Raw genomic sequence first — 25,827 nt, forward strand, 5'->3', positions numbered from 1 at the left:
TTTTAAAAAATTTGCCTTTTTTTTTGAAAAAAAGTATTCCCAAATAAAAAAACGGGTTTATCCCCGTTTTTCAAGCTGTTTTTGAAGGCAACAAAATATTAAAGGTTGTTCCCTTATTTAGTTCACTTTCAACGAAAACTTTACCATTGTGGCTTTCAATAATCTTAAAGCTGACCATTAATCCAAGCCCATTACCACTTTTTTTAGTTGTGTAGAATGGCTCTCCAAGCCTAGATAATTTTTCTTTAGGAATTCCTACGCCAGTGTCCTGTATGGATATATGGACATTATGATCATGAATATACGTTTTAACATGTAAATCTCCTCCATCAGGCATTGCTTCAATTCCGTTTTTAATAAAATTTAAAAACACTTGTTTCAATCGGCCTTCATCACATTCAATTTGGATAATTTCTTGGTAGTAATCAAAATACAAATGAACATTTTTCTTTTTTGCCTCAAATTCAAGTAAGGAGATAACATTTTTAATAACAGGGATGACATTTTTCTCTTCAAGTTCAGCTGCTCGTGGTTTGGCCAAGACCATAAAATCCTCCACAATTGTATTTACCCTTTCAATTTCATCAAGAATAATGTTTAAGAATTCTAACCGCTCTGGGTCTTTTTCATCTAATTGAAGAAATTCTGTGTATCCTTTCATCGAGGTAAGCGGATTTCGAATTTCATGTGCAACCCCTGCAGCCAATTGGCCAACCGCAGCTAGTTTATCTTGCCGATGAAGGATTTCCTCCGTTTTCTTCCGTTCGGTAATATCATTTCGGATGGCAAGAAATTGATATGGCTTATCATTTTTATCCAAAAAGGGAACGATAGTCGTATCAACCCAGTAAAGAGTTCCATCCTTAGCCTTATTTCGAATTTCACCTTTCCAAACTTTTCCATCACCGATAGATTTCCAGAGTTCTTGGAAAAATCCCTTCGGATGATAACCCGAATTTAAAACACTATGGTTTTTCCCAATTATTTCTTCTCGACTGTATTTAGATATTTCACAGAATTTATCATTTACGCTTGTAATCAACCCTTTTGCATCTGTAAATGCAACGATTGAGGATTGATCTAGGGCAAATTTAATATCGATATTTTCTTTTAATGTTTCTTTTAAATGTTCTTCTGCATTTTTTCGATTAGTAATCGCTGTTCGAATAGCTATAAACTGATATGGCTTTCCTTTTTCATTAAGGAATGGGACGATTGTCGTGTCAACCCAGTAATGGGAACCATCTTTTGCCCGGTTACGAATTTCACCCTTCCAAACACGTCCTTCACCAATTGTTTGCCACAAGTTCTGATAAAATTCCTCTGGGTGATAGTCGGAATTTAAAATTCGATGGTTCTTACCTACTATTTCTTCCTTTTTATATTTGGAAATTTCCTCAAATTTATTATTCACGTATAAAATAGTACCTTTAGAATCTGTAATCGCAACAATTGATGACTCATCAAGAGCTGATTTTATATCCTTTAAATTCGTGTCTGATACCGCTAATTTTTTACTTATTAGGGCACTCGAACTAATTAGACCTCCAAAAATTAAGATTGATACAAATACGGCTAAATAAAAGACGAACGTATCGAAGAAATTGGAACTATTAGCTATTTCACCTGTAATAGTCAGAAATGCTCTTTTTAAAAGAAAATGACCTTCTGCAATTGCAAAAGTAATGATAATTGAGCTTATTGGCTTAAGCCAGGCCTTATTCCCTTTTGAAAAACCTTTAAATAGAAATAAAAGCCAAAATGAAACTACAAATAAACTAAAAATGAATAAACATGATAAAAAAAACAACCCTACATTATATGTGATTGCCAAATTCATTGTGTAAATTCCAATAATATGGATCGAAATAACTGCTAACGTCAATAATAAACTACCAATAATTAAATGATAAAATCCAATTTCTTTGCCAAGCAAAATCACGAAGGCCATCCCCGTGAATGCAATCCCAATAAAAATTGATAGGGTCAATAATAAAATTTGAAAACTTGAGAAATGGCTGATATTAAATGCAATTAACCCCATAAAATTCATTGCCCATATACCAATTCCCATTGAAAAAGTTCCACCCAAAAACAAAAGTCGATTATTGCTTTCCGAAGTTTTTACTAAAATAAACATATCCAATGCGGTATAAGAAGCCATGATGGTTAATCCTATGGCGATCATGATCATTATAGGATGAACAGAACCGATCATTTCATACATGATCGAACATCACTCCTGTTTCTATATTTTTCTACTATGATTGTAATGTAAAGTTTACCATATTGGAAGTATTTAAAAAGGGAATAGAGAGTTTTTATTTTAATCCTACTCCCTAAAATTAAGAATAATCTTTTTAGCTGTAGTAAATCCTTTGAAAAAGGAGATGAAATCATGGTTGAAAAAGACTATTCTACAACCGCACCTAAAAAGCAGCAAGTAACTATTGCAAACGGGAGCAATTTTCCTAATCCAAAACATATGCCCGGTGATTCAGTTGAAGAGTATCAATATCAGGAGGAAGCAAATATTCTAATAACTGGCGATGAAATCCATCAACAAAATGAAAATTTATAGAGAAAGTTATATTCTCTGCCTGGTTGTTATTTAGCCATCAATAGATCATAAAGTAGGTGGCACCCAGAGATTGACAGTAATCAACGTTCATAGATAAAGACCCTATTATGAATAAAAGACTGCCTATATCGGCAGTCTTTATTATTTACATTTTAGGAAGTTCCCTTACCTCTTCGGCCATCACATTACCGCACATCGGGCAATGCAGATCTTCCGTTACAAAATCCTTTCTCATCCAACCAATACAAGAACCATCTGTGCATGAATAAACTTCGGTATCAACAAGAATAACTTCAACCTCTTCTTTGTTGTTCCTTTTGCCATAAAAAATGGGAATCGCCTCCTGTTTTTACTATGTAGAAAAGGATATTTTTCTTTATCACACGACATATACCTCTACTTTTCCTAAGAGCTAACAAATCGCGGAGTTATCTTTATTATTATGCTCAAAACCATTTTTTTTAATATGAAAAGGCAAAGGAATGAATATTTGATTGTATTATCAAAAAAAACAATGGAACCTCAAAGGCTCCATTGTCAAAATCTTACGGAAAATAAATTTCAGTTCGTTGCTTATTTTCCCTTATAGTGTAAAAGTTTTTAAATATAGGTTCTTTTGTTAGTTTCCGACCATCAACTTCAATCCTTGATACGATTGTACCAGCTTTTATAAAATGGAGAAAACCATGATCTTCGACAATATGCTCAAACCAAAAGCCATCTCTTTGAATGAGCTCTTCATCAGAATAGGTATTGATAACAACTTGGCAATTTTGAAATTTTGTTATTTCTGCAATCATAATTAATATACCCCCATTTAAAACTAGTTTAAGATTAGTTTCGGGTATTATTATAATTGTTGCAAGCGCTTTTTAAAAAAATTGTCGATTATATTATTTTTTTGTTCGATTTGTTTGCATCATTAATGCTCGTCTCGTATGAACAGCCCTATATACAACATAACGGCGACCTAAGTATTCTAATGGAAGACTCCAGACATGAACAAGTCTTGTAAACGGCCAAATTCCAAATAGAAGGAAGGCAGAAACAACATGAATTTTAAAACCAAATGGAATCCTTGTCATGAGTCCTGGCATTGGGTCAAGGTAAAGGATACCTCGAAACCATGGGCTAATGGTTTCGCGATATTCAAATGCGACACCTCTTCCTGTATACCAGATGGTATTGAAAAAGCCTGAAAAAATAGTAAGCGTTAACAAGATGAGCACGATAACATCACGATAGGTGCTGTTAACAAAGATACGTTTAACAGTAAACCTTCTTATCATTAAAAGTAATACCCCAATGATGGTTGCTATTCCTGCCAATCCCCCAATCCAGACAGCACCCAGATGATACATGTGCTCGGTGATTCCTAAAGTGTTGTACACAACTAATGGAACCAATACACCTGCTACATGGCCAAAGAATACAAAGATTATCCCATAATGGAAAAGGATACTACCCCATTTCAACTTGTCTTTTTCTAGGAATTCACTTGACTTAGCTGACCAGCCAAATTGATCCACATTATACCTATAAATATGTCCAACAACGAACATCGTAAGCATAATGTAAGGGAAAGCGACCCAGAAAAGGTTTTCAAAATAATTCATATATTTTCCCCCCTTATGAAGCCTTTTGATTGCTTAAAATTGTTTCAATTTCTTGAATACATCCCTGAAGAATAAATTGATATGGATTTTCTGCGAGTGTCAATTCCTTTAAAAGCTGATCAATTGCTTTGCGGTGAATCAATAACATTTTATGAACTGCTTCGATAGGTGCAAGCGAACAGAATTCCAAGATTAATGGAAAGTAGTCCGGAAGTTCATCACTCTCCAAGGGAAACCCTGCTCCAGAAAATTCATCCTTTAATTTAAGCAGCCCTTTTCCCCTGTCAATATTTTCACCAAAGACAGGATATGTGAGATACAGGGTTGTTTTATCGCTAAAATCAAATGTTTGGGTATATGTCTTACATAATTCAAAATAAGGTACGTCTACTAAATAGTTCATGAACTCTTTGTATAATATTTTTACTAACTTATTTTCAATCATTCCAATCTCTTCATAGAACTCTTCTGTATCCATCCATTCTTTGTCAGGATACTGCAACAAAATCGATGCAAGTCTAAAAATTCGTTGATAATCATCCATTTATTTTCCCCCAATAATCCTCACCAAATTTATAATCCCCTGGCATATTTGGATTTACAGAGCACTCTGAACATCCTTCCATAAAATCATACCCTACAGTTCCCTGTCCTAAATACGTATTGGCAGCATCCTCACGATGAGAAGATGGAATGACATAGCGCTCGTCATACTTTGCGATTGCGGACAGTCGGTACATCTCACGTATCCTGTCTTCTGTCATTCCAACAGCATCCAGAATACTTTTATCTGGCTGCTTACCCAAATTTTCTGATCTCATAAAACTACGCATAGCCACCATTTTCTTTAATACTTTCCGAATCACTTCCGAATCTCCAGCGGTTAATAGATTTGCCAAATATTCAACTGGAATTCGAAGTTGATCAATAGCAGGATATACGACATGAGGACTAATACCATCAAGTCCACCTTCAAAGGCACTCATTATTGGGCTAAGTGGCGGTATATACCATACCATCGGTAAATTACGGTATTCTGGATGGAGTGGTAAGGCAATCCTTTGTTCAACTGCAAGTTTATAGATTGGTGATCTTTGTGCGGCTTCAATCCAATCCTCTCGGTAGCCTGCTTTTCTTGCCTCTTCGATTACATTAGGGTCATGGGGGTCTAGAAAAATACCCAACTGTGCCTCATATAAATCTTTTTCATCTGTAACAGAAGCGGCTTCAGCAACCTTGTCCATATCATAAAATACAATACCAATATATCGAATTCTTCCGGTACAAGTCTCAGAACAAACTGTTGGAAGTCCTGCTTCAATCCGCGGAAAACAAAAAATACATTTTTCAGCTTTATGCGTTTTCCAGTTAAAGTAAACCTTTTTATATGGACAGCCCGTCATACAAAATCGCCAGCTGCGGCAGGCATCTGAATCAACTAAAACAATACCATCCTCTTCTCGCTTATATATAGCACCTGACGGGCAAGAAGAGACACAAGTTGGATTTAAACAATGCTCACAAATTCTGGGCAAATACATCATAAACGTCTGTTCAAACTCAAATTTTACTTTTTCCTCGATTCCTCGCAAATTTGGGTCGTCTTTCCCTGTCTTATAAACCCCCGCTAAATCATCCTCCCAGTTCGGTCCCCATTTAATGTCCATGTACTCCCCTGTTATTTGGGATTTTGGACGGGCTACTGGTTGGTAATTACTTTCTGGACTGTTAATTAAATTTTCATAATCATATGTCCAAGGTTCATAATACTCATCTAACTTCGTTAAATCAGGGTTATAAAAGATGTTTAGTAGCTTTGAAAATCTCCCGCCTGCTCTTAGTTCAGGTTTTCCATCCTTTAACAACCAGCCGCCTTTATGTTTTTCTTGATTTTCCCATTCCTTTGGATACCCAACACCCGGTTTTGTTTCAACATTATTCCACCACATGTATTCTGCACCCTGACGGTTTGTCCATGTATTGTTGCAGGTAACACTACAGGTATGACAACCAATACACTTATCAAGATTCATAACCATGCCAAATTGCGCTTTAATCCTCAAGCCAGTTCACCTCATTCCGATCAAGTTTACAAATTACTACTTTTTCATCACGCTGACTACCACATGGTCCATAATAATTAAAGCCATAGCTTAATTGGGCATATCCACCAATCATATGTGTCGGCTTCATATAGATTCTATTCGGACTATTAAAAGTACCCCCGCGTTGTTTTGTAATAGGCGAACCTGGAACATTTATATGCCGTTCTTGAACATGGTACATATAGGAAACTCCTTTAGGTAGCCTATGTGTTACAACAGCCCTTGCAACAACAACTCCATTGCGGTTATAAATTTGCAGCCAATCATTATCGGTAATACCTGCTTCCTCTGCATCATCCCGATTTAACCAAATGGTTGGTCCTCCCCTAAAAAGTGTTAACATAAGTAAGTTATCAAAATACGTGCTGTGGTAAGACCATTTAAAATGTGGTGTTAAATAGCGTAAAGATATTTCCTTGCCCATTCCTGACGGTACATTATCACCTGTTTTAAAAGCCGCTTTTCTTAATGGCGGTTTAAATTCCGGGAATTCCTCCCCAAATTCGAGCATCATTTCATGATCCAAATAAAAATGCTGTCTTCCAGTTAACGTTCTCCACGGAACTAATCTCTCCACATTCGTCGTGAACGGTGAATACCTACGGCCACCTGTTTCTGTTCCACTGAAAACAGGAGTAGAAATTACTTGACGGGGTTGTGCAGTAATATCATTAAAAGAAAGATGTTCTTCTGCTCTTTCTTCAGCCAAGTCTTTAAGTTTTTGACCTGTCTTTTTCTCTAATACATCCCAACCCTTCATAGCAAGTGAACCATTTGTAGAGCTTGATAGAGATAAAATGGCTTCTGCAGCATCTCTGCCTGTCAAAATACTTGGATGATCCTTGTATTCCTTAGTAGTGGTTGCTTTTCCAATAATTTCTTTTAATTTTTCATACTCTTCTTTTGCGCTCCAACCAATTCCATGTGCGCCAATTTTCTCCTTCACCATTGGGCCGATCGAAATAAATTTATCATAGACCTTTGGATAATCACGCTCAACAATGTGTAGACGAGGAAAATTCTGACCTGGAACAGGTTCTTGTTCACCATGCAACCAGTCAGGAATTTTTCCAAACGCACATGCTTCTGAAATTTCGTCACGCGAATCATGTAACAATGGTGTAGCAACGATATCTTGAATAGGCTCTTTAAAATATTTTTCAGCCATCTCTGAAAATGTATTTGCTATTGACTTAAATGTATCCCAGTCAGACCTCGACTCCCAGGGGGCTGCAATAGCAGGATTAAAGGGATGAATAAACGGATGCATATCCGTACTACTGATATCGTATTTTTCATACCAAGTGGCAGCAGGTAACACAATATCTGAAAAGAGCCCTGAGCTAACCATTCTAAAATCCATATTAATCATTAAATCAAGCTTACCCTCAGCGGAGTCTTCCCCCCACTCGATTTCTTCTGTTTTCAATTCAGTATTTTGCTCACCTAGAACACCATTATGTGTTCCGAGCAGATGCTTGAGAAAATATTCATGTCCTTTTGAAGAACTACCGATTAAATTCCCTCTCCAGACAAACATAACTTTGGGAAATGTTTTTGGATCCTCTGGATTTTGGATGGCAAATTTTGTATTTCCTTCCTTGACATCTTTTACAATTGATCGCACGATCTCGTCTTTATCTGTAAGACCAGATTCTCCGACCATTTTAATTGGATTTTTATCAAACTGTGGATAAGAAGGCGTCCAACCAAGCCTCGTTCCAAGATAATTGTAATCAGCCCCGTGATTATAACGTGGCTTATCTACCAGTGGAGAAACTTGATCGACCATCGATTGGTCATCGTATTTCCACTGCTCTGTTACAAAATAAAAGAATGATGTTCCAGTATGAAGTCTTGGAGGTCCACCCCAATCTCTTGCCATAGCAATGGCTGAAAATCCTTCAAGTGGTCGTACCTTTTCTTGGCCTACATAATGTGCCCAACCCCCACCATTAACACCTTGTGAACCAGTAAGTAGAACTAAATTCAATACGGTTCGATAGGTGGCATCTGCGTGGTACCATTGGTTAATGCCTGATCCCATAATGATCATAGAACGTCCTTTAGAATCAACAGCATTTTGTGCAAACTCTCTGGCAATTTGAGCAGCAAGTTTTCGATCTACACCAGTCAACGCTTCCTGCCAAGCTGGAGTATATGGTTTTGGATCATCGTAATCTTTCGGAAAATCACCTTCAAGACCTCGTGAAATACCAAACTTTGATAGCATTAAATCAAAAACCGTTGTGAAATAAACGGTTTCACCATTTTGCTCAAATGACTTTACTGGTACAGACCGTTTGAGTATAACTGTGCTTTCTTCTTCAAATTGCGAGAATGCTACTGGGACAATTTTGTCTTCATTTCCTAATATAGTTAGCAATGGTTTAATATCCTTATAATCCTGCTCAGTATCATTTAGATGGAGATTCCAATTTCCTTTATCCTCCCATCTATGTCCAATGGTTCCATTTGGAAAGGCAAATTGGTTCTTATTTTGATCCCAAACAACTGTTTTCCAATCCCCATTAGCAATCGTCGGATTGATTTCACTTGCCCGTAAAAAAGTGCTTGATATGAATTGATCACCATAAGGCTTTAATTTTACTAAAAATGGTAAATCAGTAAATTTCTTTGCATAATCAATAAAATATTCTGTTTCCTTATCAACATAGAATTCTTTCAAAATAACATGTGTCATTGCCATACCAAGTGCCCCGTCCATTCCAGCTCGAACGGGGAGCCAGTTATCTGCAAATTTTACAAACTCTGCATAATCAGGGCTTACAGCAACGACTTTTGTCCCCCGGTATCTTGCTTCAACCATAAAATGGGCATCTGGTGTCCTTGTTTGCGGAACATTTGAGCCCCATACAAGCAGATAAGAGGAATTGTACCAATCTGAACTTTCTGGAACATCGGTTTGTTCTCCCCAAACTTGTGGTGATGCAGGTGGAAGATCAGCGTACCAATCATAAAAACTTAGTAATGAACCTCCGATTAGGGATAAAAATCTAGCACCAGCAGCATAGCTCACCATGGACATCGCCGGAATTGGTGAAAATCCGAAAATACGATCTGGACCAAATTCTTGGATGGAATAGATTAATGCTGCACTAATTAATTCGTTCAATTCTTTCCAACTTGACCGAACAAGCCCGCCTTTTCCTCGCGCTTGCTTATATCTTTTCGATTTGTCTGGATTTGTTGTGATTTCACGCCAAGCTTTTACAGGGTCCTTAGTTTTTTCAAGTTCCTCTCTCCAAAGCTTTAATAATGCTCCTCGAATATAGGGGTAACGAACTCTAAGTGGGCTATATGTGTACCATGAAAAACTCGCTCCTCTTGGGCAGCCTCTTGGTTCATATTCCGGCATATTCGGGCCTGTTGATGGATAATCGGTCTGCTGTGTTTCCCATGCGATAATTCCATCCTTGACATGGACCTTCCAGCTACAAGAACCTGTGCAGTTTACTCCATGTGTCGTTCGAACCGTTTTATCATGTTGCCATCTTCTCCGATAGACCTTTTCTGTTTCCCTATCCATTGGAGATAGAACAGCATGATTGGTAATATCTTCTGTCTGCCCAAAGAATTTTAGCTTTTTCATTAGTGGGCTTCGTTTACGATCCATTCCTTTCACCTTCCTATAGTCATTTTTACTAGTAAGATACCCACAATTTGTAATTGTATTCAAAAAGAAGGGGTAGCGGGAAATACATGTAATTTGTTCTAAGGAAAATGTTTTAAAAGAATAAATATGGATAATAGAAGGGGTAGATGAATAAAGAAAAATCCGCCAATTGGCGAGCCCCCTAAAGGCGAGGATAACGGCGAGGATAGAGGCGTGGTTGGGCTAGCAGAATTTATGGATATAAAAATTCTTCTCCGCAAAAAAAAGATGGCCCTCATAGTTGAAAGGACCATCCTTTTATTTGAAGTAGTTCAGATAACGTGGAGAAAAACTCAAATATCCATCGTAATCACAGCCGAATTAGCATATTATTTAACATTGAAATACGCTTGGATTATTTCGATGACACAAAAAAAGGGCCTCATGTAACGTTCTCTGAAACTTGTCTGTTGATTTCCGCTCCAGGCACTCGCTTTCCGCGGGGAGGCCCGGGAGCCTCCTCGTCGCTTCGCTCCTGCGGGGTCTCCCGTGACCTCTATATCCCGTAGGAGTCGAGTGCCCTCCGCTCCAATCAACTCAGGTGGATAAAGTAAAAATATCTGAAAAAAACAACAAACTTTACGAAAACGGTCTTTTTAAAAGGCTCTGTTATTGTTAATTGTTGATTTTCTGCGGGTATACTAGCTTAATCGGAGGAATTCCGTTTATTTTGAAAAAGTAGTGGTTAAGAGGAGAAATAGGCAGAGATTTTCCGCTTAAATAACCTAAAAAAGCCTTTTAATCATGGAAACGTATAGTTTAACAGGAAAAAATCCGCTTATATGTAGGGAAATATGTGAATTTCCTGATTTAGCAGGAATTTTCCCGTCTATTTTTCAATACCATAAAATCAACATCCAGCTTTAACAAAGCCTTTTTTAAAAAAATATACAAAAAAGATTTTATTGATAAGCAAGTCCAAAAGGTTTAGATCTTTTAATCAATTCAATGAATGCGTATCCGATGCCATGTAGAAAATACTTAAATGGCATGTCAAATTTCGACCGTTCCACCACGTCAACATCTAATAAATCATAGATAGGCGTTAACAATAAATATTTGAACATGCGAAAAGGGCCGATATACCTTTTTTCATTGACTATGGTTAAGCTTATTATTGATTTTTGACACTCTGTTGATTGGAGCGGAAGGTGCTCGACTCCTGCGGGAGTACGGGGCAGGGAAGACCCCGCAGGAGCGAAGCGACGAGTTATCATGAACGAAACTAGCTCCTTACTCGTAAATTCGTAGGTTAATTTGGTTAGAATGTTTACTGATGAAAAACAAAAAACCAAATCAGAGCTACATTACGGAAGGAGCTAGTCATTATGAAGGATACCATTAAATATGTAGGTTTAGACGTATCAAAGGAAAAAATTGCAGTCGCTATTGCCGATGAGGGCCGAGGGGAGCCTAGATACCATGGAATGATTCCTCATACACCAGAAGAAGTGAGGAAATTAATGAAAAAATTGGGCAGCCCGGAATCTCTGCGAGTGTGTTATGAAGCTGGTCCGACAGGATATCCATTGTACCGACTATTTATCACACTAGGGATTCACTGCTCGGTGATTGCCCCGTCTCTTATTCCTAAAAGACCTGGAGAACGTATTAAAACGGATCGCAGGGACTCTGTTCGCTTAGCTCATTTATATCGGGCTGGAGAGTTGACTCCAATTTATGTACCAACTCCAGAGGATGAGGCTCTGCGGGATCTTGTTAGGTGTAGAGAAGATGCCAAAGAAGACGAACTGAGAGGAAAACACCGATTAAGTAAATTTTTACTGCGTAATGATATTAAACCTCCTACTGGAGTAAATAAGTGGACAATCAAATATTTCAGATGGCTGGACACTTTAAAATTTGAAAACCCTTCTCTACAAGTAACCTTCCAGGAATACTACCACCAACTCAAAGAGTTAGCACAACGTATTCTAAGGTTAGAAGAAGAAATTAAAATTCTAGCGAGTGAAGGTGTCCATGCCAAAAAAATTCAAGCACTCCAATCATTAAGAGGAGTAGCTCTTATTACAGCGACAAGTATTGTAGCAGAAATCGGTTCTTTTAAACGTTTTACTACACCGAGGCAATTCATGGCTTATGTTGGTTTAATCCCTAGCGAGTATTCGAGTGGTGAAAAAAGGAGACAAGGAGAAATAACCAAAACAGGTAATCGACACGTACGGCGTTTATTGGTAGAGTCTGCCTGGAGTTATCGGTATCAACCCTCTGTTAAAGGAGAACTACAAAGACGGCAAAGTGGGCAATCACCAACGATTCAGGCAATATCGTGGAAAGCACAGAACCGACTCCACAAGAAGTATTTCCGCTTATTATCAAGAGGGAAAGAAAGCGGTAAAGCCATTACAGCAGTAGCGCGAGAATTGGCAGGTTTTATTTGGGCAGTGATGCAAGAAGTAGAAGATATACCTCAAGCTTAAAAGGTTACGTGTTCCTCAAAGCAAGATAGATGTATAAATAGAAAAATGAGAATAGGGCTCGAAGGCAAAGAGAAAAACCGGAAAGGAAAATCCACGTGCCTCCTCTGTGCTATATCTAAATAGATTAACGCACGTCCCGAGTTAGTGGAAAAGTCCTTTATACGGAAAGATAAAATGTGAAAACCCACGAATATCAGAGCGCTAACCGCTGTAGAGATTTTTGCCTTCGTGCCGTGTTCTTACCTTCTATTCAAAAAAAGAAAAAGGAGGAAGGATCATTTCATCTTTAGCTAAAAAAGTGTCTCACCTCTTGGAATAGCTGTCAAGAAGAGCACTTGACAGCTATTCCAAGAGGTGAGAAGTGGTCAGTAAGCTAAAGAAGGAGCTATTCTAGCCAGAATGGCTAAATAACCTACTAAGACAAGAAGCCGAAAATAGCTTCTCTTCTTAAGAGTACCCAAAAACAAAGCAAAACCTATTTTGGAGTGGGGGCCTTGACAGTTTCGTTCATATCAGGAGGCTTCCCGAACCGCCCGGGGAATGGTGCACCTGGAGCGGAAATCAACACAAGTTTCAAAGAACGTTACATGAAAACTTCTACTATACCCTCCTATTTGGTATGCCCACCATAAGGACATAACAACAGAATTAACACCCTCATTCGGACATTGACCATGATTATTGCCACACTGTTAATTGACTTGCTATTTATTATATTAATTTGGACTTTATAAAGCCATAAATATGGTTATATCAATAAAAAATATCCTACCAATTAATATGTTAATTGATAGGATATTTCGGTGGTTATTTGAAATGTTTCTCCACAAAAACGGAACTACTTACTTTTATTTTCCATAGCTTTTTTCGTGATTTGTATCTTTTTGATCTTTCATTAACCATAAATTTAATAGAACACCAAAAAGTGATAGGATGCCAAAGAAAAAATAGACACCAAAGATTGAGAACTTATCATAAATAATCCCACCAAAAAAAGTGCTAAACCAGTTGCCAAGTCCATTTCCGATCGCTGAATAAATCGTGATAGCAGTAGCTGTGATATGTACGGGGGTAATATCACGAATATATCGAATTCCTGCGGGTATAAATAGGCCAATGGATAATCCCTGGACTATTGCTGAGGCATAGACAAGTGTTAAGCTAGGCTCTAGAAAATAAAAAAACCATCTAACCATGGAAACAGCTCCTGCAATGGCTGCAATGGGCAGTAATCCATATTTATCAATTAATCGGCCAGAAATACGCATAAATGGTATTTCTGATAAAACTGCAATTAAAAATGCTACCCCTATCCCCGTATATGAACCCCCTAATTTATCGACAAATAAACCAAAATAAAAGTTATTCGCCAAATTAGGACCAAAAATTAAAAAAGTGACAATTAAAAACATAATAAATTTCTTTAAAACAAAGAGATCTTTCACCCCTAAAAGCAGGTTTACTTTTGTTGAAGCACTCTCTTTTGGTAACCGGAATGCTAAAAACGAGGAAATTGAAAGTGAAATAAAATAAGCGTAAAAGATAATAGTTGGCGTATATTCCGATAACCTTCCCATTACAAAAACAGCAATTCCAAACCCCAGTGAACCAAACAAGCGAATATTACCATAATTATAATGGACCTTTGATGTGTACTTGATAGAAATACTATCTGATATAGGAATGATTGCACTTTGGAAAATTGCCATTAAGATAGCAGTTAATAGGAGGAGGGAATAATGATGAAAAGCTATATAGCCAAAACCGAAAATCCCTGCCAATAGAGTGGTAAAAGTTAATACCTTTGGCGGAGCTTTCGTAAGATCAGAAACCATTCCCCAAATGGGCTGGAAAAAGATCATCATGATTGGTCCAATTGACAATATTAACCCTATTTGTGTTCCATTTAATTTTTCCACATCCGATAAATAAACACTTATTAGCGGGGTTATGCTTCCAAATCCAAAAAAGGAAAGAAGATAAAATCCCTGGAGTGAAAAGATATTTTTTTTTGTTTGTTTTTCCATTATATTCTCCTTTTTAAACCTGACACTTTCATCGCATTACATTTTAACATGTTCAGAATTTAAAGTCCTAATTTTTTTATTTTTTGGATATTATAACCTCCTACTGGGTATCCCTTGACCCGTTTTCCCCAGGAGTCTCGCGCCTTCTGATCCAATCAACATAGTGTCAAAACCAACAATTAGTTTTAACATTGCCTGTTTTTTAAAATAGTAAGTTTTTCATAATGTTAATAAAATAATTTTTGATTTTTTACTGTAAAATGAATATTTTACACTAAAAAACAAAAAATCAACAGAGCCTTTTTATATAGAAGAAAGCCATCCGATTTGATGGCTATGCTTTAATTTTGTTTAGATAATTGGTTTCAATCATCCTAACTCGTTCATTTGACCTGATTATTTGTTCATTTGAATTGGATGTAGTTGTAAGGAATACATATAACCCACCCACAAATAATCCACCACCTAAGATGTTCCCTAGCGTTACCGGAAGTAAATTATGGATTGCTCCCAATAATGTGACTGTATCAGGATGAGGTATAGCTAGCGCAACTGCAAATGTAACCATATTAGCGACACTATGTTCAAACCCAGAAGCTACAAAGGCAAAAACCAGTAGCATCATTACCGTAATTTTTGCTCCATCACCTTTTACATGCATGGGTAACCAAACAGCCAAGCAAACAACCCAGTTACATAGAATTGCTCTGAAGAAAAGTTCCATGAATGGAGCATCCATCTTACTACTTGCCACTGTCATTAATAACTGACTATTATCCATGGAAGATAATAATCCGGAAAACATGACAATAATCGCAAAAAAGATTGCTCCTATTAAGTTCCCCGTGTAACATGCAAGCCAGTTTTGAAAAGTATCCTTCCAACTGGTTGCTTTTTTCAATGTGCTCATTGTAAAAATCATTGTATTACCAGTAAATAATTCGGACCCTCCATAAATAATGAGGATAAGAGCAATTCCAAAAAATACAGAAGTCATTAATGAAGCAATTGGCGATTTTATATCAAAAAATCCTTCACCCAATCGAAAAGATAACATGATACCAAATCCGATATATACTCCGGACAATGCTGCTCGTAGTAAATATTTAAGTAGGGAATCATTTAAAATCTTTTTCTTTTTTAACGCTATTTCAATTACTTGTTCCATTGGTTGAATGTCCATCTGTAAGGACTCCTTTTTTATTGTTTGTGAAATTATTCACATATTTTTATGTACTTATAATAAACCCATACAATCTATTTGTTAATAGGTTTCACCATGAACGATATTCGACAGTTTATAAAACGGTTTCACAATAAAAATTCTATTTCTTTATTGACAAATAGAAAAACTGGAGTATTTAAACCTAAGTAGTTCCGTTTTTGTGGAGCAACATTATAAATAGCATCCAAAATAGCAAACCCATTAAAAGACTGACAATACAAATTGTCAGTCTGCCAATTATGGTGTTAAAGTTCATCATAAATTCGATAAATCCGAAATCCCTATGGGAAAACCAAAGGATTCTCCCTTCATAAGGATGATGAATCCGAATGATCAATGGTTAACCCTTGAATATGTTCCCGAGAGAGCATTTTACTTTTTTTCCGATTGTCTTTGGATTCAAAGATAATAGTAAAATCATAATCTTCCGGATAAAGTTCCTTTGAGGAAATATATAATTTTAATCTTTTATGGTTTACGGATACCTTTTCCCCTTTAATTTGAACTATATAATTCCCCTCTTTATCAGGTCCTTTATAAACTATTCCATATTCATTCGTTGAAGTAACAAGTACATTATCACCTTGGACAAAAATAGGGTACGACAATTCTGTTTTTTGCTCTTCCTTCCTCTTATGTTTATTTACAATAACCTGTTTTTCTAATTCAATTAATTTCCAGCGATCAGTTTCTGAACTAAGATATTCTTTATCTTCCTTATAAGTAATTTTATGGGCTCTTTCAATAATCCTTGGGTGAATTCCAAGCTTGAGTGCGATCGCAAACGCCTGACTTTCTCCACCCTTGCCGATATTCAAATGGTAGGTTGGCTGGAGAGTTTCCAAATCAAATTCCATTGATCCATTAATAAAGCCTGGGTGTTGATTTGCGAAATCTTTTATTTCACTATAATGGGTCGTAGCTAGAATTGTAGCCCCCTTTTCGTGGAGCTGTTCTAAGATAGCCGTTGCAAGTCCCATTCCCTCACTCGGATCCGTTCCTGAACCCAGTTCATCAAGAAGAACCATTGTATATTCATTTGTATCCTTTAAGATTTCAATAATATTCTTGATTCTAGAACTGAATGTACTAAGGTTTTCTGTAATACTTTGACCATCCCCAATATCTACTAAAATTTTTTGATAGATACTGATTGAGCTTCCTTTTTCAACAGGAATTAAAAGTCCACATTGAGTCATGGTCGTGAGTAAGCCCACTGTTTTAATTGCAACAGTTTTTCCGCCTGTATTAGGCCCAGTGATAATAAGTGCATTTTGTTCATTCGCCATTTTCATACTTAGTGGAACAGCCTTTTCTCCGAGCAATGGATGTTTTGCACTGATGAGGTTTATGTCATGAGAATCATTTACGCTGACTCTTACACCCTCAATCAAACGGCAATACTTTGCTTTTGCAAATAAAAAGTCATAATGGACCATCGTTTCAATTGCTAAGCGAATTTGCGCTTCCTTTTCTTCAACCAATCCTGTTAAATATTGAAGTATCTTTTGTACTTCTACCTCTTCATCTGCAAACAACCAATTTATTTCATCTTGAAATAAAGCAATATCTTCTGGCTCAATAAAGAATGTTGACCCAGAGGCAGATATATCAAGTACGGTCCCTTTTACTTTGTTTTTATATTCCTTTTTGATTGGTATTACATATCTTCCATTGCGTTGACTAACCACATTTTCTTGTAAAAACAATTTATATTTATTTGAACGGATTAATTGCATCGTTTTTTCTTTAAGACGTTCTTCTTGGATCGCAATTTGTTTTCTTATTTTCAATAGTGGTTTACTTGCATAATCATCGACCTGTCCATTACGAATACAATGATTAATTTCAAAAGCAAGATCTGGTAGTTCCTCAATCATGTCTACATACGAAGATACTCTTGGTGCAAAATGTTCCTTATCCTTCATATACCGCTTCATTTTTACACAGCAATCAAGAAAATCAGATAACTTGTTAAATTGGTCTGCCCTCAGGACGTTCCCTTTATGGAGATTATTTAGTAAGTTTTCCATCCCTTCTAATCCATGTACAGGCACACTTGCACTTTTTTTCATTATTTCTACCGCCTCTAAAACTTCATCGAGCATCGCCTCAATTTGTTTTAAATGGGTTGATGGTTTTAATTCTAAAATTTTCTCTTTTCCCGCCGATGTTAGCGCAAACTCGGAAATTGTTTCTTTAATTTGCTGAAATTCTAAAACATTTGTAGTATCCTGTTTCAATTTTTTTCCTCCATTATATAAAAATAGCCGCAATGAACAATGTCATTGCGGCAAGATAAAAAATCCATATACAAAATAATTAACCAAAATAAAAAACTGTATACAAAGGAGTACACAGCTACACTGGCTAAAGAAATGTATGCAATGCTATACCTATTGTTCTTAACCATTCCAATTCAATATGAAATAAGGCTTCAGACGACAAAAAATCGAATGAAAACCATTGGAATGAACATATCCAATTAGCTGGATTAGTTAAGAACAACACCTAACATAAAACATACACCCTCACTATATTTAATAAAGAAATAGTAACATGTATAGAAGGATTTGTAAACTTTTGAATCCTTCATCCATTTACATTACCATTTAAAAATATTCACTTTTTTTAAAAAAAATTACATTAAAAAAGCGGTTAATCAGATCGGATTAATCGCTTTTTTTGTTCATATTTGATTAATTGATGAATGACATTTTTTTATTTGTTGCAAAGATAAAAGGTAATTTGACTTAGGTTTTGTTAAACTTGCTTTAATACCGGCTTTTCTTAACTTTTTCACGAGTTCAGAAATTTGCTTTTTAGCCATACACTTCACCTTCTTTTTTTGCTTTTCTAAAATTTATTTTACACTAAAATTGTGAATAAAGTGTGAAATCTCTAAAAAATTTTTCCTTTTTTATATTTACTATTTGACAATTTTAAAAATTATTCATCTTTCCATCACCTTAAAGAATTCGCTCTTCCTTACTTTTAATGTTATAATTTATAGATATTTGTTTTTGGAGGATATTAATTATGATTACAGTAAGTAATGTAAGTTTACGATATGGCGAAAGAAAACTGTTTGAAGATGTGAATATTAAATTTACTCCCGGAAATTGTTATGGTCTGATTGGAGCTAATGGCGCTGGAAAATCAACGTTTTTAAAGATCCTTTCAGGTGATATTGATGCTCAAACTGGAACAGTTCAACTTGGTCCAAATGAGCGTATGGCTGTTTTAAAACAAAACCATTTTGAATACGAGGAAAATGAAGTATTAAAAACGGTTATAATGGGACATACCCGCCTTTATCAGGTGATGCTTGAAAAAGATGCTATTTATATGAAAGAAAACTTTACAGATGAAGATGGTATGAAAGCTGCAGAACTTGAAGGAGAATTTGCTGATTTAAACGGATGGGAAGCTGAGTCAGAAGCTGCTATTTTATTAAAAGGTTTAGGGATTACAGATGACCTTCATGATAAAAAGATGGCAGAATTAACTGGTTCAGAAAAGGTGAAGGTTCTTCTTGCACAGGCACTTTTCGGTAGACCAGATGTTTTACTTCTTGATGAGCCTACCAACCATTTAGATATCAAAGCTATTCAATGGCTTGAAGAATTCTTAATTAATTTCGAAAATACCGTTATTGTTGTATCCCATGACCGTCATTTTTTAAATAAGGTTTGTACAAATATTGCTGATTTAGACTTTGGCAAAATTCAACTTTACGTTGGAAACTATGATTTCTGGTATGAATCCAGCCAATTGGCCTCAAGGATTTCTCAAGATACCAACAAAAAGAAAGAAGAAAAGATAAAAGAACTGCAAGCATTTATTGCCCGCTTTAGTGCAAATGCTTCTAAATCAAAGCAAGCAACATCACGTAAAAAATTATTAGACAAAATTACCTTAGATGATATTAAACCTTCTTCTCGTCGTTATCCTTATGTTGGCTTCACACCTGAACGTGAAATCGGAAATGATTTACTTAGGGTGGAAGGGTTATCCAAGACAATTGATGGTGTTAATGTTCTTGATAATATTAGTTTTGTTATGAATAAAGACGATAAAATTGCACTCGTCGGAACAAATGAAATTGCTAAAACAACTCTCTGTAAAATATTAATGGGTGAAATGGAAGCTGACAGTGGAACATTTAAATGGGGTATTACAACCTCCCAAGCATATTTTCCAAAGGATAACTCTGAGTTTTTTGAGAATAGTGAGTTAAATCTTGTTGATTGGCTCCGTCAGTTTTCTCCAAAGGATGATAGTGAAAGCTTCTTACGTGGATTCTTAGGAAGAATGCTATTTTCGGGAGAAGAAGTTCTTAAAAAATCAAGCGTTCTATCTGGTGGCGAGAAAGTTCGTTGCATGCTTTCAAAAATGATGTTAAGTGGAGCTAACGTATTGCTTCTAGATGAACCAACAAACCACCTTGACTTAGAATCCATTACAGCTTTAAACAATGGTTTGATTAACTTTAAAGGCTCGATGATTTTTGCCACTCATGACCATCAGTTTATCGAAACAATTGCAAACCGAATATTCGAATTGACACCAAAAGGATTAATTGATAAGCAAATGAGTTATGATGAGTATCTTGAAGATGCAGATTTACAAAAACAAGTAGCAGAAATGTATCAATAATTTATATAAAAGTGGACAGCACATTTGTGTGTTGCCCACTTTTTTTATACAAAATAATTTTTAGCTTTTCTTTTGTTTTTTTCTTGATGCTGACATTGACTTACTTCCTGTTTCTGTTGTTGTACTGCCCTGCCCTTCTACTTGCGATGAAGGAAGGCCTATCGTTGATGGATCCTTTTTGCGTTTTCCCATTTTTCACACCTCCATTATTATTTTTCGAAATGATGAAATATCTTATACTGCTTGATTTTGGAATAATTAATGGGAACAATGGCAAGCTATTTTACAGGAGGAGGTGTTTTGTATGGCAAAAGTTGGAGTAGAACAATCCCTTACAAATATTCAACAGGCTCTTCGGGAAAAAGGCTATGACGTTGTGGAATTAAAACAAGAAGCTGATGCTAAGAATTGTGATTGTTGTGTCGTTACTGGTCTTGATTCAAATGTAATGGGAATGCAGGATACTTATACAAAAGGGTCTGTAATCGATGCAGCTGGAATGTCTGCCGATGAGGTATGCCGTGAGGTGGAAAATAGAGTCCAGTAATTGTAAAGAAAACTTGCCGATTTATGGATATAAATTCTGCTTAGCTAAGAAAGACCGGGCATACATTGCCCGGCCCTTATTTCTACTAGTAAATATTCGATATCTGGTACTTTATATTAGAATGACTATTTACTAGCTTTTTATCCCCGATCCACTGCCTGAATTTTCTTTTTCCCGGATGATTTATAGGTACTCATTCTTTATATCTCACTTTTCGCTTTAATATTAATATTTGGGCCATTCCCTGTGGAATTTCGAGCTTTCACGTTTCGAGTCTTTTCCTTTTCTTTCTGTTGTTCTTCTTCGTTTTCCTCATCCAGGTTTGGGGTGAAATCACTTCCGTAAGTTGCCCCAATATTCAATTTCCCTTTCAATTCCTTTATTCCAAGTTGACCAAAGTTATTATTCAATTCATATTTATCTAAAACTATTTTTTCTATATTAATTCTTTCAATAATGATTGGTGGATCCTTGGTTTGTTCAGGGTTCTTCAAATTTACCTTTTCCTTCATTTCGCTTAATTGATCTTTTAAGTTATTTAAGTTTGTTTCTAGTACTGTCAACTTCAATATTAGTTCGGTTTCGGATTCATTTTTCCATAAGGAACGGAATAAATTTTTAAATGACATACAATAACCACCCCCTTGCCAAGAATATTCTTATTTAATTATATGGAAAGATGGTTCCATCATGTCCAATATTAGATTCGGAGGATGATATGATGTTCTTTTTACCAACAAAAGTGAATTTAGGATTTATAAAAATCAATGAAGTTGGGCTTGGTTCGACCTTTACTATCGGGCGAACACAGTCCATTGGACGTAACAATTCAAATAAAAAAAATCAAGGCTTTGGCCAACAAGTGGGAGATATGACTTCTGTTTCAGTACCAATTCACATTGTAAAAGATGCGGATATCATTGATTCGACCACAATTCACTCCCAGAGTTAATCTATTGGGATTATTTCTTTATTCTCTAAAAAGCGTTTATAGCTTACAAATAAAATTCCATTCCAAAACTTTGCACTTAAGTCATTGGGGCTGACCATATCTGGCAATTTAATTTGTCTTTGAAATTCTCCGTAGAATCTTTCCGAATAAGTAGGGTTTAAATTCGTATGCAATGGCATGGCCACTCCTTTGATGGAAAGAACATTTCCACTTAGACCTAGCTCAATTTTGTCTTTTGGAACCCCTGGAAGTTCAATTAACACTAAAACCTCCTGGTCCCCTTCAAATAGATCTATAAGTGGAAAAGTTCGGGGACTTTGCTCTGGTTGAGATGTAGACTCTTTCCGTGAAGAATTATTATCGAAGCCTGTGAACGAAGAATTAAAGGCTTGGTCATTCATAAATTGCTTGGCAAATTCCTGGTCAAAGACATTTTTCCAAAAGTCTCCCCCCTGCATATTTTGGGCAACATCCATCCATTGTTTTAATTTTTCTATATCCATTTTATTGCATCCCCTTTATCACATTTACTACTTAAAGTATAAGGATAGGCATATATTTATAAGCAAGCATAAGGAGGAGGGATTTAATGAAAACCCCAGTACCATATATTAATATTAATATATTTATGATTAAAATTAATTCCTTTGAAAATGCTTCTGCTGTAAATATTGGTCAAAATCTACTGGCTGAATGGCATAATTCAGATAAAAAAAACCAGGGTTATGGTCAAAATTTTGGAGACCAAAGTGAATTCTTGGCAAATAGGAGTTTAGTTGACGATAGAGATCAGATCGATTCCCCTAATTCTTTCGACTCTCACCAGATAAAATGTGAAAAGGAGTGAGTCTGCATGTTATTTGCACCAGTTGCTATTAATTTGCTTGGCTTCAATGTCAATGTTATTGATCAGGGCTCAAATGTTGTTATCGGCCCAAACCAACAATTCGACTTATTTGTTTCAACAAAAAGAAATCAGGGTTTTGGAGAATTGAATGGTGATCTTTCACCAGTAAATATTCCTATTCAAGCAGTCAATGACACAGACATAATTGATAGTGCTTCAGTAAAAAACAGTGTAATATAAGAATCTATTAAACAAATCACAAGAAAATTCCATTTAGTAATTTTTTTTTGAACTTTACTTTAAGAAATGGCAACTTTTCGTTATAATTTGAATTACAGTTTTCTTTATCTCATTACAATGAAAAATATACTTTTTTTCATTGTAAAATGACGTGGTTAGACCGTCATAAAATTTTGTATGAATCATGGATGGTGCAAACATATGAAAAAAATAGCTGTTCCTGTTTTAATTCTCCTTTTGGGACTATCCTTAGTTGCTTGCTCGGGTCAAAAAGAGAACCTAAATAAAGGCGATCAAAATAAAACCGATATAACCATTTCAGCTGCTGCAAGTCTTAACAACGTTTTAACTGAAATTAGATCAGATTTCGAAAAAAAGAACGATCATATTCATTTATTAATTAATCTCGGCGGCTCTGGTGCACTTCAACAGCAAATCATTCAAGGTGCTCCTGTCGATCTATTCATTTCAGCTGCAGATATCCAATTTGGTGAACTTATTAAAAATGGGTTTATTAAGAAACAAGATAGTACTGATTTATTAGGTAATAAACTTGTATTAATTACCAACAAGGAAAGTTCAATAAAAATAACTGGATTCTCAGACTTACAAAAAAGGGCGTTAAAGGAAATAGCTATCGGGACACCAGAAACAGTCCCAGCAGGAATGTATGCTAAACAAACACTTCAAAACCTCGGAATGTGGGAAAAAGTACAGACAAAGATCATACCCACCAAGGATGTTCGCCAGGTATTGAATTACGTTGAAACAGGGAATGTCGATGCTGGTATAGTTTATATGACAGATGCGAAAATTTCTGATAAGGTAAAGGTTGTATCAGTAGCTGATGAACAGACACACGACCCCATTGTTTATCCTGCTGGCATCATTAAAGAATCACTTCACCATAAAGAAGCATTACAATTTTATCATTACTTAAAAAGTAAACCAGCAAGAATTATTTTTGAAAAATATGGTTTTAAAGTATTGGATTGATGAATTTGTTTCAAAATGATTACTGGTCACCTATAAAATTATCATTAGAAGTATCATCTATTTCGGTTTTATTTGTCTTGTTTTTCGGTATTTTGCTAGGGAGATTTTTATCAAGGATTAACTTCAGGGGTAAAATAATAATAGAGACATTCCTTTTACTGCCCCTTGTTCTGCCTCCAACTGTCATTGGCTTCTTATTGATATTCTTTTTTGGCAGAAATAGTCCTGTCGGCTCCTTCCTTGAAGGGCTATTTCATCATTCAATTATGTTCACAGCTTTAGCTGCCATCATTGCTTCAACTGTAGTCGCCTTTCCTCTTATGTACCAAACAGTTAAAACGGGGTTTCAGTCTGTGGATGAAGAAGTTGAGGATGCAGCAAGGGTGGATGGAGCAAATGAATTAAAGATTTTTCTTTACATAACACTCCCTTTATCTCTAAGATCCATCATAACTGGATTAATCTTAAGTTTCGCTAGAGGCTTGGGAGAATTTGGAGCTACCTTTATGTTTGCTGGGAATATTCCAGGAAGAACGCAAACAGCACCAACTGCCATCTATATCGCTATGGAATCAGGAAATATGAAAATGGCATGGCTATTAGTGTTATCAATGGTATTCATCTCATTTTGTATGCTTTTATTCACAAACTCCCTAAATTTTGCAAATAAAAAGCCATGAGGCTTCTCATGGCTTTTTAACATCTGATTTTTTGCAAAAACACATGTTACACCATACTCGATTTTTAAGTTTTTCTGGTGATTTTATTTCGTAAACTCATTACAATCCCAATTGCAACGATAAAGACAATGCCATAAATTGCATTCAAATGATAAGCCTGATTTTCTATCGTCTTTGGTTTATTTTTAAGAACAGGTTTAACCGTTTTTGGATTAAGCTGAAGCCTTTGCATAACTTCCCCATTGCTATTCTCTAACAAAAGAAGTCCTTGCTGGTTCAGTTTTTGTAATGCTCCCTTATTTGGTTCAGTTATTAATGCGTCATGTAAAGGAAAATATTCATTTCTACCTTCCTTAAAAATCTCATTTCTTTGAAGAAGCTTGTGTTGAAAGTTCGTAAATCCATAATCTAAAAGATGAATTGTATCATTATATATGTCTATTTTTTGATTAGCTTTAAATTCAATTACCGTTAAATGCAATTTTCCATTAAACGCCGTTGTCGCCAGTGTCTGTTTGGATTCATTTACGTAGCCTGTCTTCCCCCCCGTAATCCCAGGATAAGGGATTTCACCTTTAAGCATGAGGTGATGGGTAATCAAAGTAGTATTCCAAGATTGGCCATTCCATTTCAGTTCTTTAGTTCCGAATATTTCAGAAAAAACGGGATTTTTAATAGCATAATTTGTAATAATGGCTAAGTCCAATGCTGTAGTATAATGTTTCTCGTTAAACAAACCATTCGGATTGGTAAAGTGCGTATTTTTTACTCCTATTTTCGTTGTTAGGTATGTATTTAAGTGGGCAGCAAACTGATCAACACTTCCATCTAAATACTCGGCAGTTGCTACTGCTGCATCATTACCCGAATTAATTAACATGCCTTGAATTAGTTTCCGTAATGGAACCTTCTCACCCTCATTTAAATACACCTTTGTTCCCTCAGCTCTGACAGCATTTGCACTAACTGTGACGATATCATCTAAATTTCCATTTTCAATCGCGTATATTGCCGTAGCAATTTTAGTTAAGCTTGCGGGGTACATTCTTTTTTCACCGTTCTTGGCATATAAAACGGCACCAGTATCCGAATCTAAAAGGACTGCCGCTTCACTCTTAACATCAATTTGTCGATTTTCTGCTGCAACAACATCTAGTTGGCTCAAAAAAACAAAAAGCAATACTATGCATAAAGTAACAAATTTAGACAAATTTAACACCCTTTTTACTATACTA

At 35.9% G+C, this 25,827-nt stretch carries 24 protein-coding genes; 9 read left to right on the forward strand and 15 right to left on the reverse strand.

What is annotated here, in order from left to right; genetic code table 11:
• Positions 1-70: 70 nt before the first annotated feature.
• Entirely contained in the window at positions 71-2,227 is a 2,157-nt protein-coding gene (locus RCG20_RS03125; protein ID WP_308182777.1) for a PAS domain S-box protein, read from the reverse strand.
• 171 nt (positions 2,228-2,398) lie between these two features.
• On the opposite strand from RCG20_RS03125, the gene RCG20_RS03130 reads away from it, so the two are divergent.
• Positions 2,399-2,581: a hypothetical protein gene (locus tag RCG20_RS03130; protein WP_308182778.1), complete on the forward strand. Its 183-nt coding sequence runs from the start codon at positions 2,399-2,401 to the stop codon at positions 2,579-2,581.
• 145 nt (positions 2,582-2,726) lie between these two features.
• Here RCG20_RS03130 and RCG20_RS03135 read toward each other — a convergent pair whose 3' ends face one another.
• The 6 genes from RCG20_RS03135 to RCG20_RS03160 form a co-directional block, all read right to left on the reverse strand.
• Positions 2,727-2,918, reverse strand: a complete 192-nt coding sequence (locus RCG20_RS03135) for a cold-inducible protein YdjO-related protein (RefSeq protein ID WP_308184277.1) — start codon at positions 2,916-2,918, stop codon at positions 2,727-2,729.
• Positions 2,919-3,126: 208 nt separating this feature from the next.
• Positions 3,127-3,381: a hypothetical protein gene (locus RCG20_RS03140; protein WP_308182779.1), complete on the reverse strand. Its 255-nt coding sequence runs from the start codon at positions 3,379-3,381 to the stop codon at positions 3,127-3,129.
• A 93-nt stretch (positions 3,382-3,474) separates the two neighbouring features.
• Positions 3,475-4,197, reverse strand: a complete 723-nt coding sequence (narI, locus tag RCG20_RS03145) for a respiratory nitrate reductase subunit gamma (protein WP_308182780.1) — start codon at positions 4,195-4,197, stop codon at positions 3,475-3,477.
• A 13-nt stretch (positions 4,198-4,210) separates the two neighbouring features.
• On the reverse strand, positions 4,211-4,741 hold the full coding sequence (gene narJ / locus RCG20_RS03150; RefSeq protein ID WP_308182781.1) for a nitrate reductase molybdenum cofactor assembly chaperone: 531 nt from the start codon (positions 4,739-4,741) through the stop codon (positions 4,211-4,213).
• Positions 4,734-6,260, reverse strand: coding sequence for a nitrate reductase subunit beta (gene narH, locus RCG20_RS03155; protein ID WP_308182782.1), 1,527 nt, complete (start codon positions 6,258-6,260; stop codon positions 4,734-4,736). Before narH ends, narJ begins: the two co-directional genes overlap by 8 nt.
• Positions 6,250-9,939, reverse strand: a complete 3,690-nt coding sequence (locus tag RCG20_RS03160) for a nitrate reductase subunit alpha (RefSeq protein ID WP_308182783.1) — start codon at positions 9,937-9,939, stop codon at positions 6,250-6,252. Before RCG20_RS03160 ends, narH begins: the two co-directional genes overlap by 11 nt.
• 1,367 nt (positions 9,940-11,306) lie before the next feature.
• Between RCG20_RS03160 and RCG20_RS03170 the strand changes: the two genes are divergently transcribed.
• The gene (locus RCG20_RS03170) at positions 11,307-12,419 is read left to right on the forward strand and encodes an IS110 family RNA-guided transposase (RefSeq protein ID WP_308182784.1); all 1,113 of its coding nucleotides are present in this window, start codon (positions 11,307-11,309) and stop codon (positions 12,417-12,419) included.
• 848 nt (positions 12,420-13,267) lie between these two features.
• Here RCG20_RS03170 and RCG20_RS03175 read toward each other — a convergent pair.
• The 4 genes from RCG20_RS03175 to RCG20_RS03190 form a co-directional block, all read right to left on the reverse strand.
• On the reverse strand, positions 13,268-14,449 hold the full coding sequence (locus RCG20_RS03175) for an MFS transporter (protein ID WP_308184278.1): 1,182 nt from the start codon (positions 14,447-14,449) through the stop codon (positions 13,268-13,270).
• A gap of 331 nt (positions 14,450-14,780) precedes the next feature.
• Positions 14,781-15,629, reverse strand: coding sequence for a formate/nitrite transporter family protein (locus tag RCG20_RS03180; protein ID WP_308182785.1), 849 nt, complete (start codon positions 15,627-15,629; stop codon positions 14,781-14,783).
• A 350-nt stretch (positions 15,630-15,979) separates the two neighbouring features.
• Entirely contained in the window at positions 15,980-17,914 is a 1,935-nt protein-coding gene (locus RCG20_RS03185) for an endonuclease MutS2 (RefSeq protein ID WP_308182786.1), read from the reverse strand.
• 446 nt (positions 17,915-18,360) lie between these two features.
• A complete protein-coding gene (locus tag RCG20_RS03190) occupies positions 18,361-18,501 on the reverse strand; it encodes a hypothetical protein (RefSeq protein ID WP_308182787.1) in 141 nt (46 codons plus the stop codon).
• A gap of 209 nt (positions 18,502-18,710) precedes the next feature.
• Between RCG20_RS03190 and RCG20_RS03195 the strand changes: the two genes are divergently transcribed.
• Positions 18,711-20,330, forward strand: a complete 1,620-nt coding sequence (locus RCG20_RS03195) for an ABC-F family ATP-binding cassette domain-containing protein (RefSeq protein WP_308182788.1) — start codon at positions 18,711-18,713, stop codon at positions 20,328-20,330.
• Positions 20,331-20,390: 60 nt separating this feature from the next.
• Here the strand turns inward: RCG20_RS03195 and RCG20_RS03200 are convergent, their stop codons facing one another.
• On the reverse strand, positions 20,391-20,522 hold the full coding sequence (locus tag RCG20_RS03200) for a YuzL family protein (RefSeq protein ID WP_308182789.1): 132 nt from the start codon (positions 20,520-20,522) through the stop codon (positions 20,391-20,393).
• A 112-nt stretch (positions 20,523-20,634) separates the two neighbouring features.
• Between RCG20_RS03200 and RCG20_RS03205 the strand changes: the two genes are divergently transcribed.
• On the forward strand, positions 20,635-20,877 hold the full coding sequence (locus tag RCG20_RS03205) for a YkuS family protein (RefSeq protein ID WP_308182790.1): 243 nt from the start codon (positions 20,635-20,637) through the stop codon (positions 20,875-20,877).
• 200 nt (positions 20,878-21,077) lie between these two features.
• Here the strand turns inward: RCG20_RS03205 and RCG20_RS03210 are convergent, their stop codons facing one another.
• Complete coding sequence (locus RCG20_RS03210) at positions 21,078-21,506, reverse strand: hypothetical protein (protein WP_308182791.1); 429 nt, start codon at positions 21,504-21,506, stop codon at positions 21,078-21,080.
• 89 nt (positions 21,507-21,595) lie between these two features.
• Between RCG20_RS03210 and RCG20_RS03215 the strand changes: the two genes are divergently transcribed.
• Entirely contained in the window at positions 21,596-21,829 is a 234-nt protein-coding gene (locus RCG20_RS03215; protein WP_308182792.1) for a hypothetical protein, read from the forward strand.
• Here RCG20_RS03215 and RCG20_RS03220 read toward each other — a convergent pair.
• Positions 21,826-22,332 carry an Hsp20/alpha crystallin family protein gene (locus tag RCG20_RS03220; RefSeq protein WP_308182793.1) on the reverse strand — a complete coding sequence of 169 codons (507 nt, stop codon included), beginning with the start codon at positions 22,330-22,332 and terminating at the stop codon, positions 21,826-21,828. The genes RCG20_RS03215 and RCG20_RS03220 overlap by 4 nt on opposite strands.
• 86 nt (positions 22,333-22,418) lie before the next feature.
• On the opposite strand from RCG20_RS03220, the gene RCG20_RS03225 reads away from it, so the two are divergent.
• From RCG20_RS03225 to modB, 4 genes are all read left to right on the forward strand, one after another.
• Positions 22,419-22,676 (forward strand): hypothetical protein, encoded by a 258-nt coding sequence (locus RCG20_RS03225; protein ID WP_308182794.1) that lies wholly within the window; start codon positions 22,419-22,421, stop codon positions 22,674-22,676.
• 6 nt (positions 22,677-22,682) lie between these two features.
• Positions 22,683-22,916 (forward strand): hypothetical protein, encoded by a 234-nt coding sequence (locus RCG20_RS03230; RefSeq protein WP_308182795.1) that lies wholly within the window; start codon positions 22,683-22,685, stop codon positions 22,914-22,916.
• Between the two features lie 201 nt (positions 22,917-23,117).
• Positions 23,118-23,912, forward strand: coding sequence for a molybdate ABC transporter substrate-binding protein (modA, locus tag RCG20_RS03235; RefSeq protein WP_308182796.1), 795 nt, complete (start codon positions 23,118-23,120; stop codon positions 23,910-23,912).
• Complete coding sequence (modB, locus tag RCG20_RS03240) at positions 23,912-24,592, forward strand: molybdate ABC transporter permease subunit (RefSeq protein ID WP_308182797.1); 681 nt, start codon at positions 23,912-23,914, stop codon at positions 24,590-24,592. Before modA ends, modB begins: the two co-directional genes overlap by 1 nt.
• Before the next feature lie 64 nt (positions 24,593-24,656).
• On the opposite strand, the gene RCG20_RS03245 is transcribed toward modB, so the two are convergent.
• Entirely contained in the window at positions 24,657-25,802 is a 1,146-nt protein-coding gene (locus tag RCG20_RS03245; protein ID WP_308182798.1) for a D-alanyl-D-alanine carboxypeptidase family protein, read from the reverse strand.
• Positions 25,803-25,827 lie beyond the last annotated feature (25 nt).

This window comes from Neobacillus sp. PS3-40 (genome assembly GCF_030915485.1).
Classification (GTDB): domain Bacteria; phylum Bacillota; class Bacilli; order Bacillales; family Cytobacillaceae; genus JAUZPL01.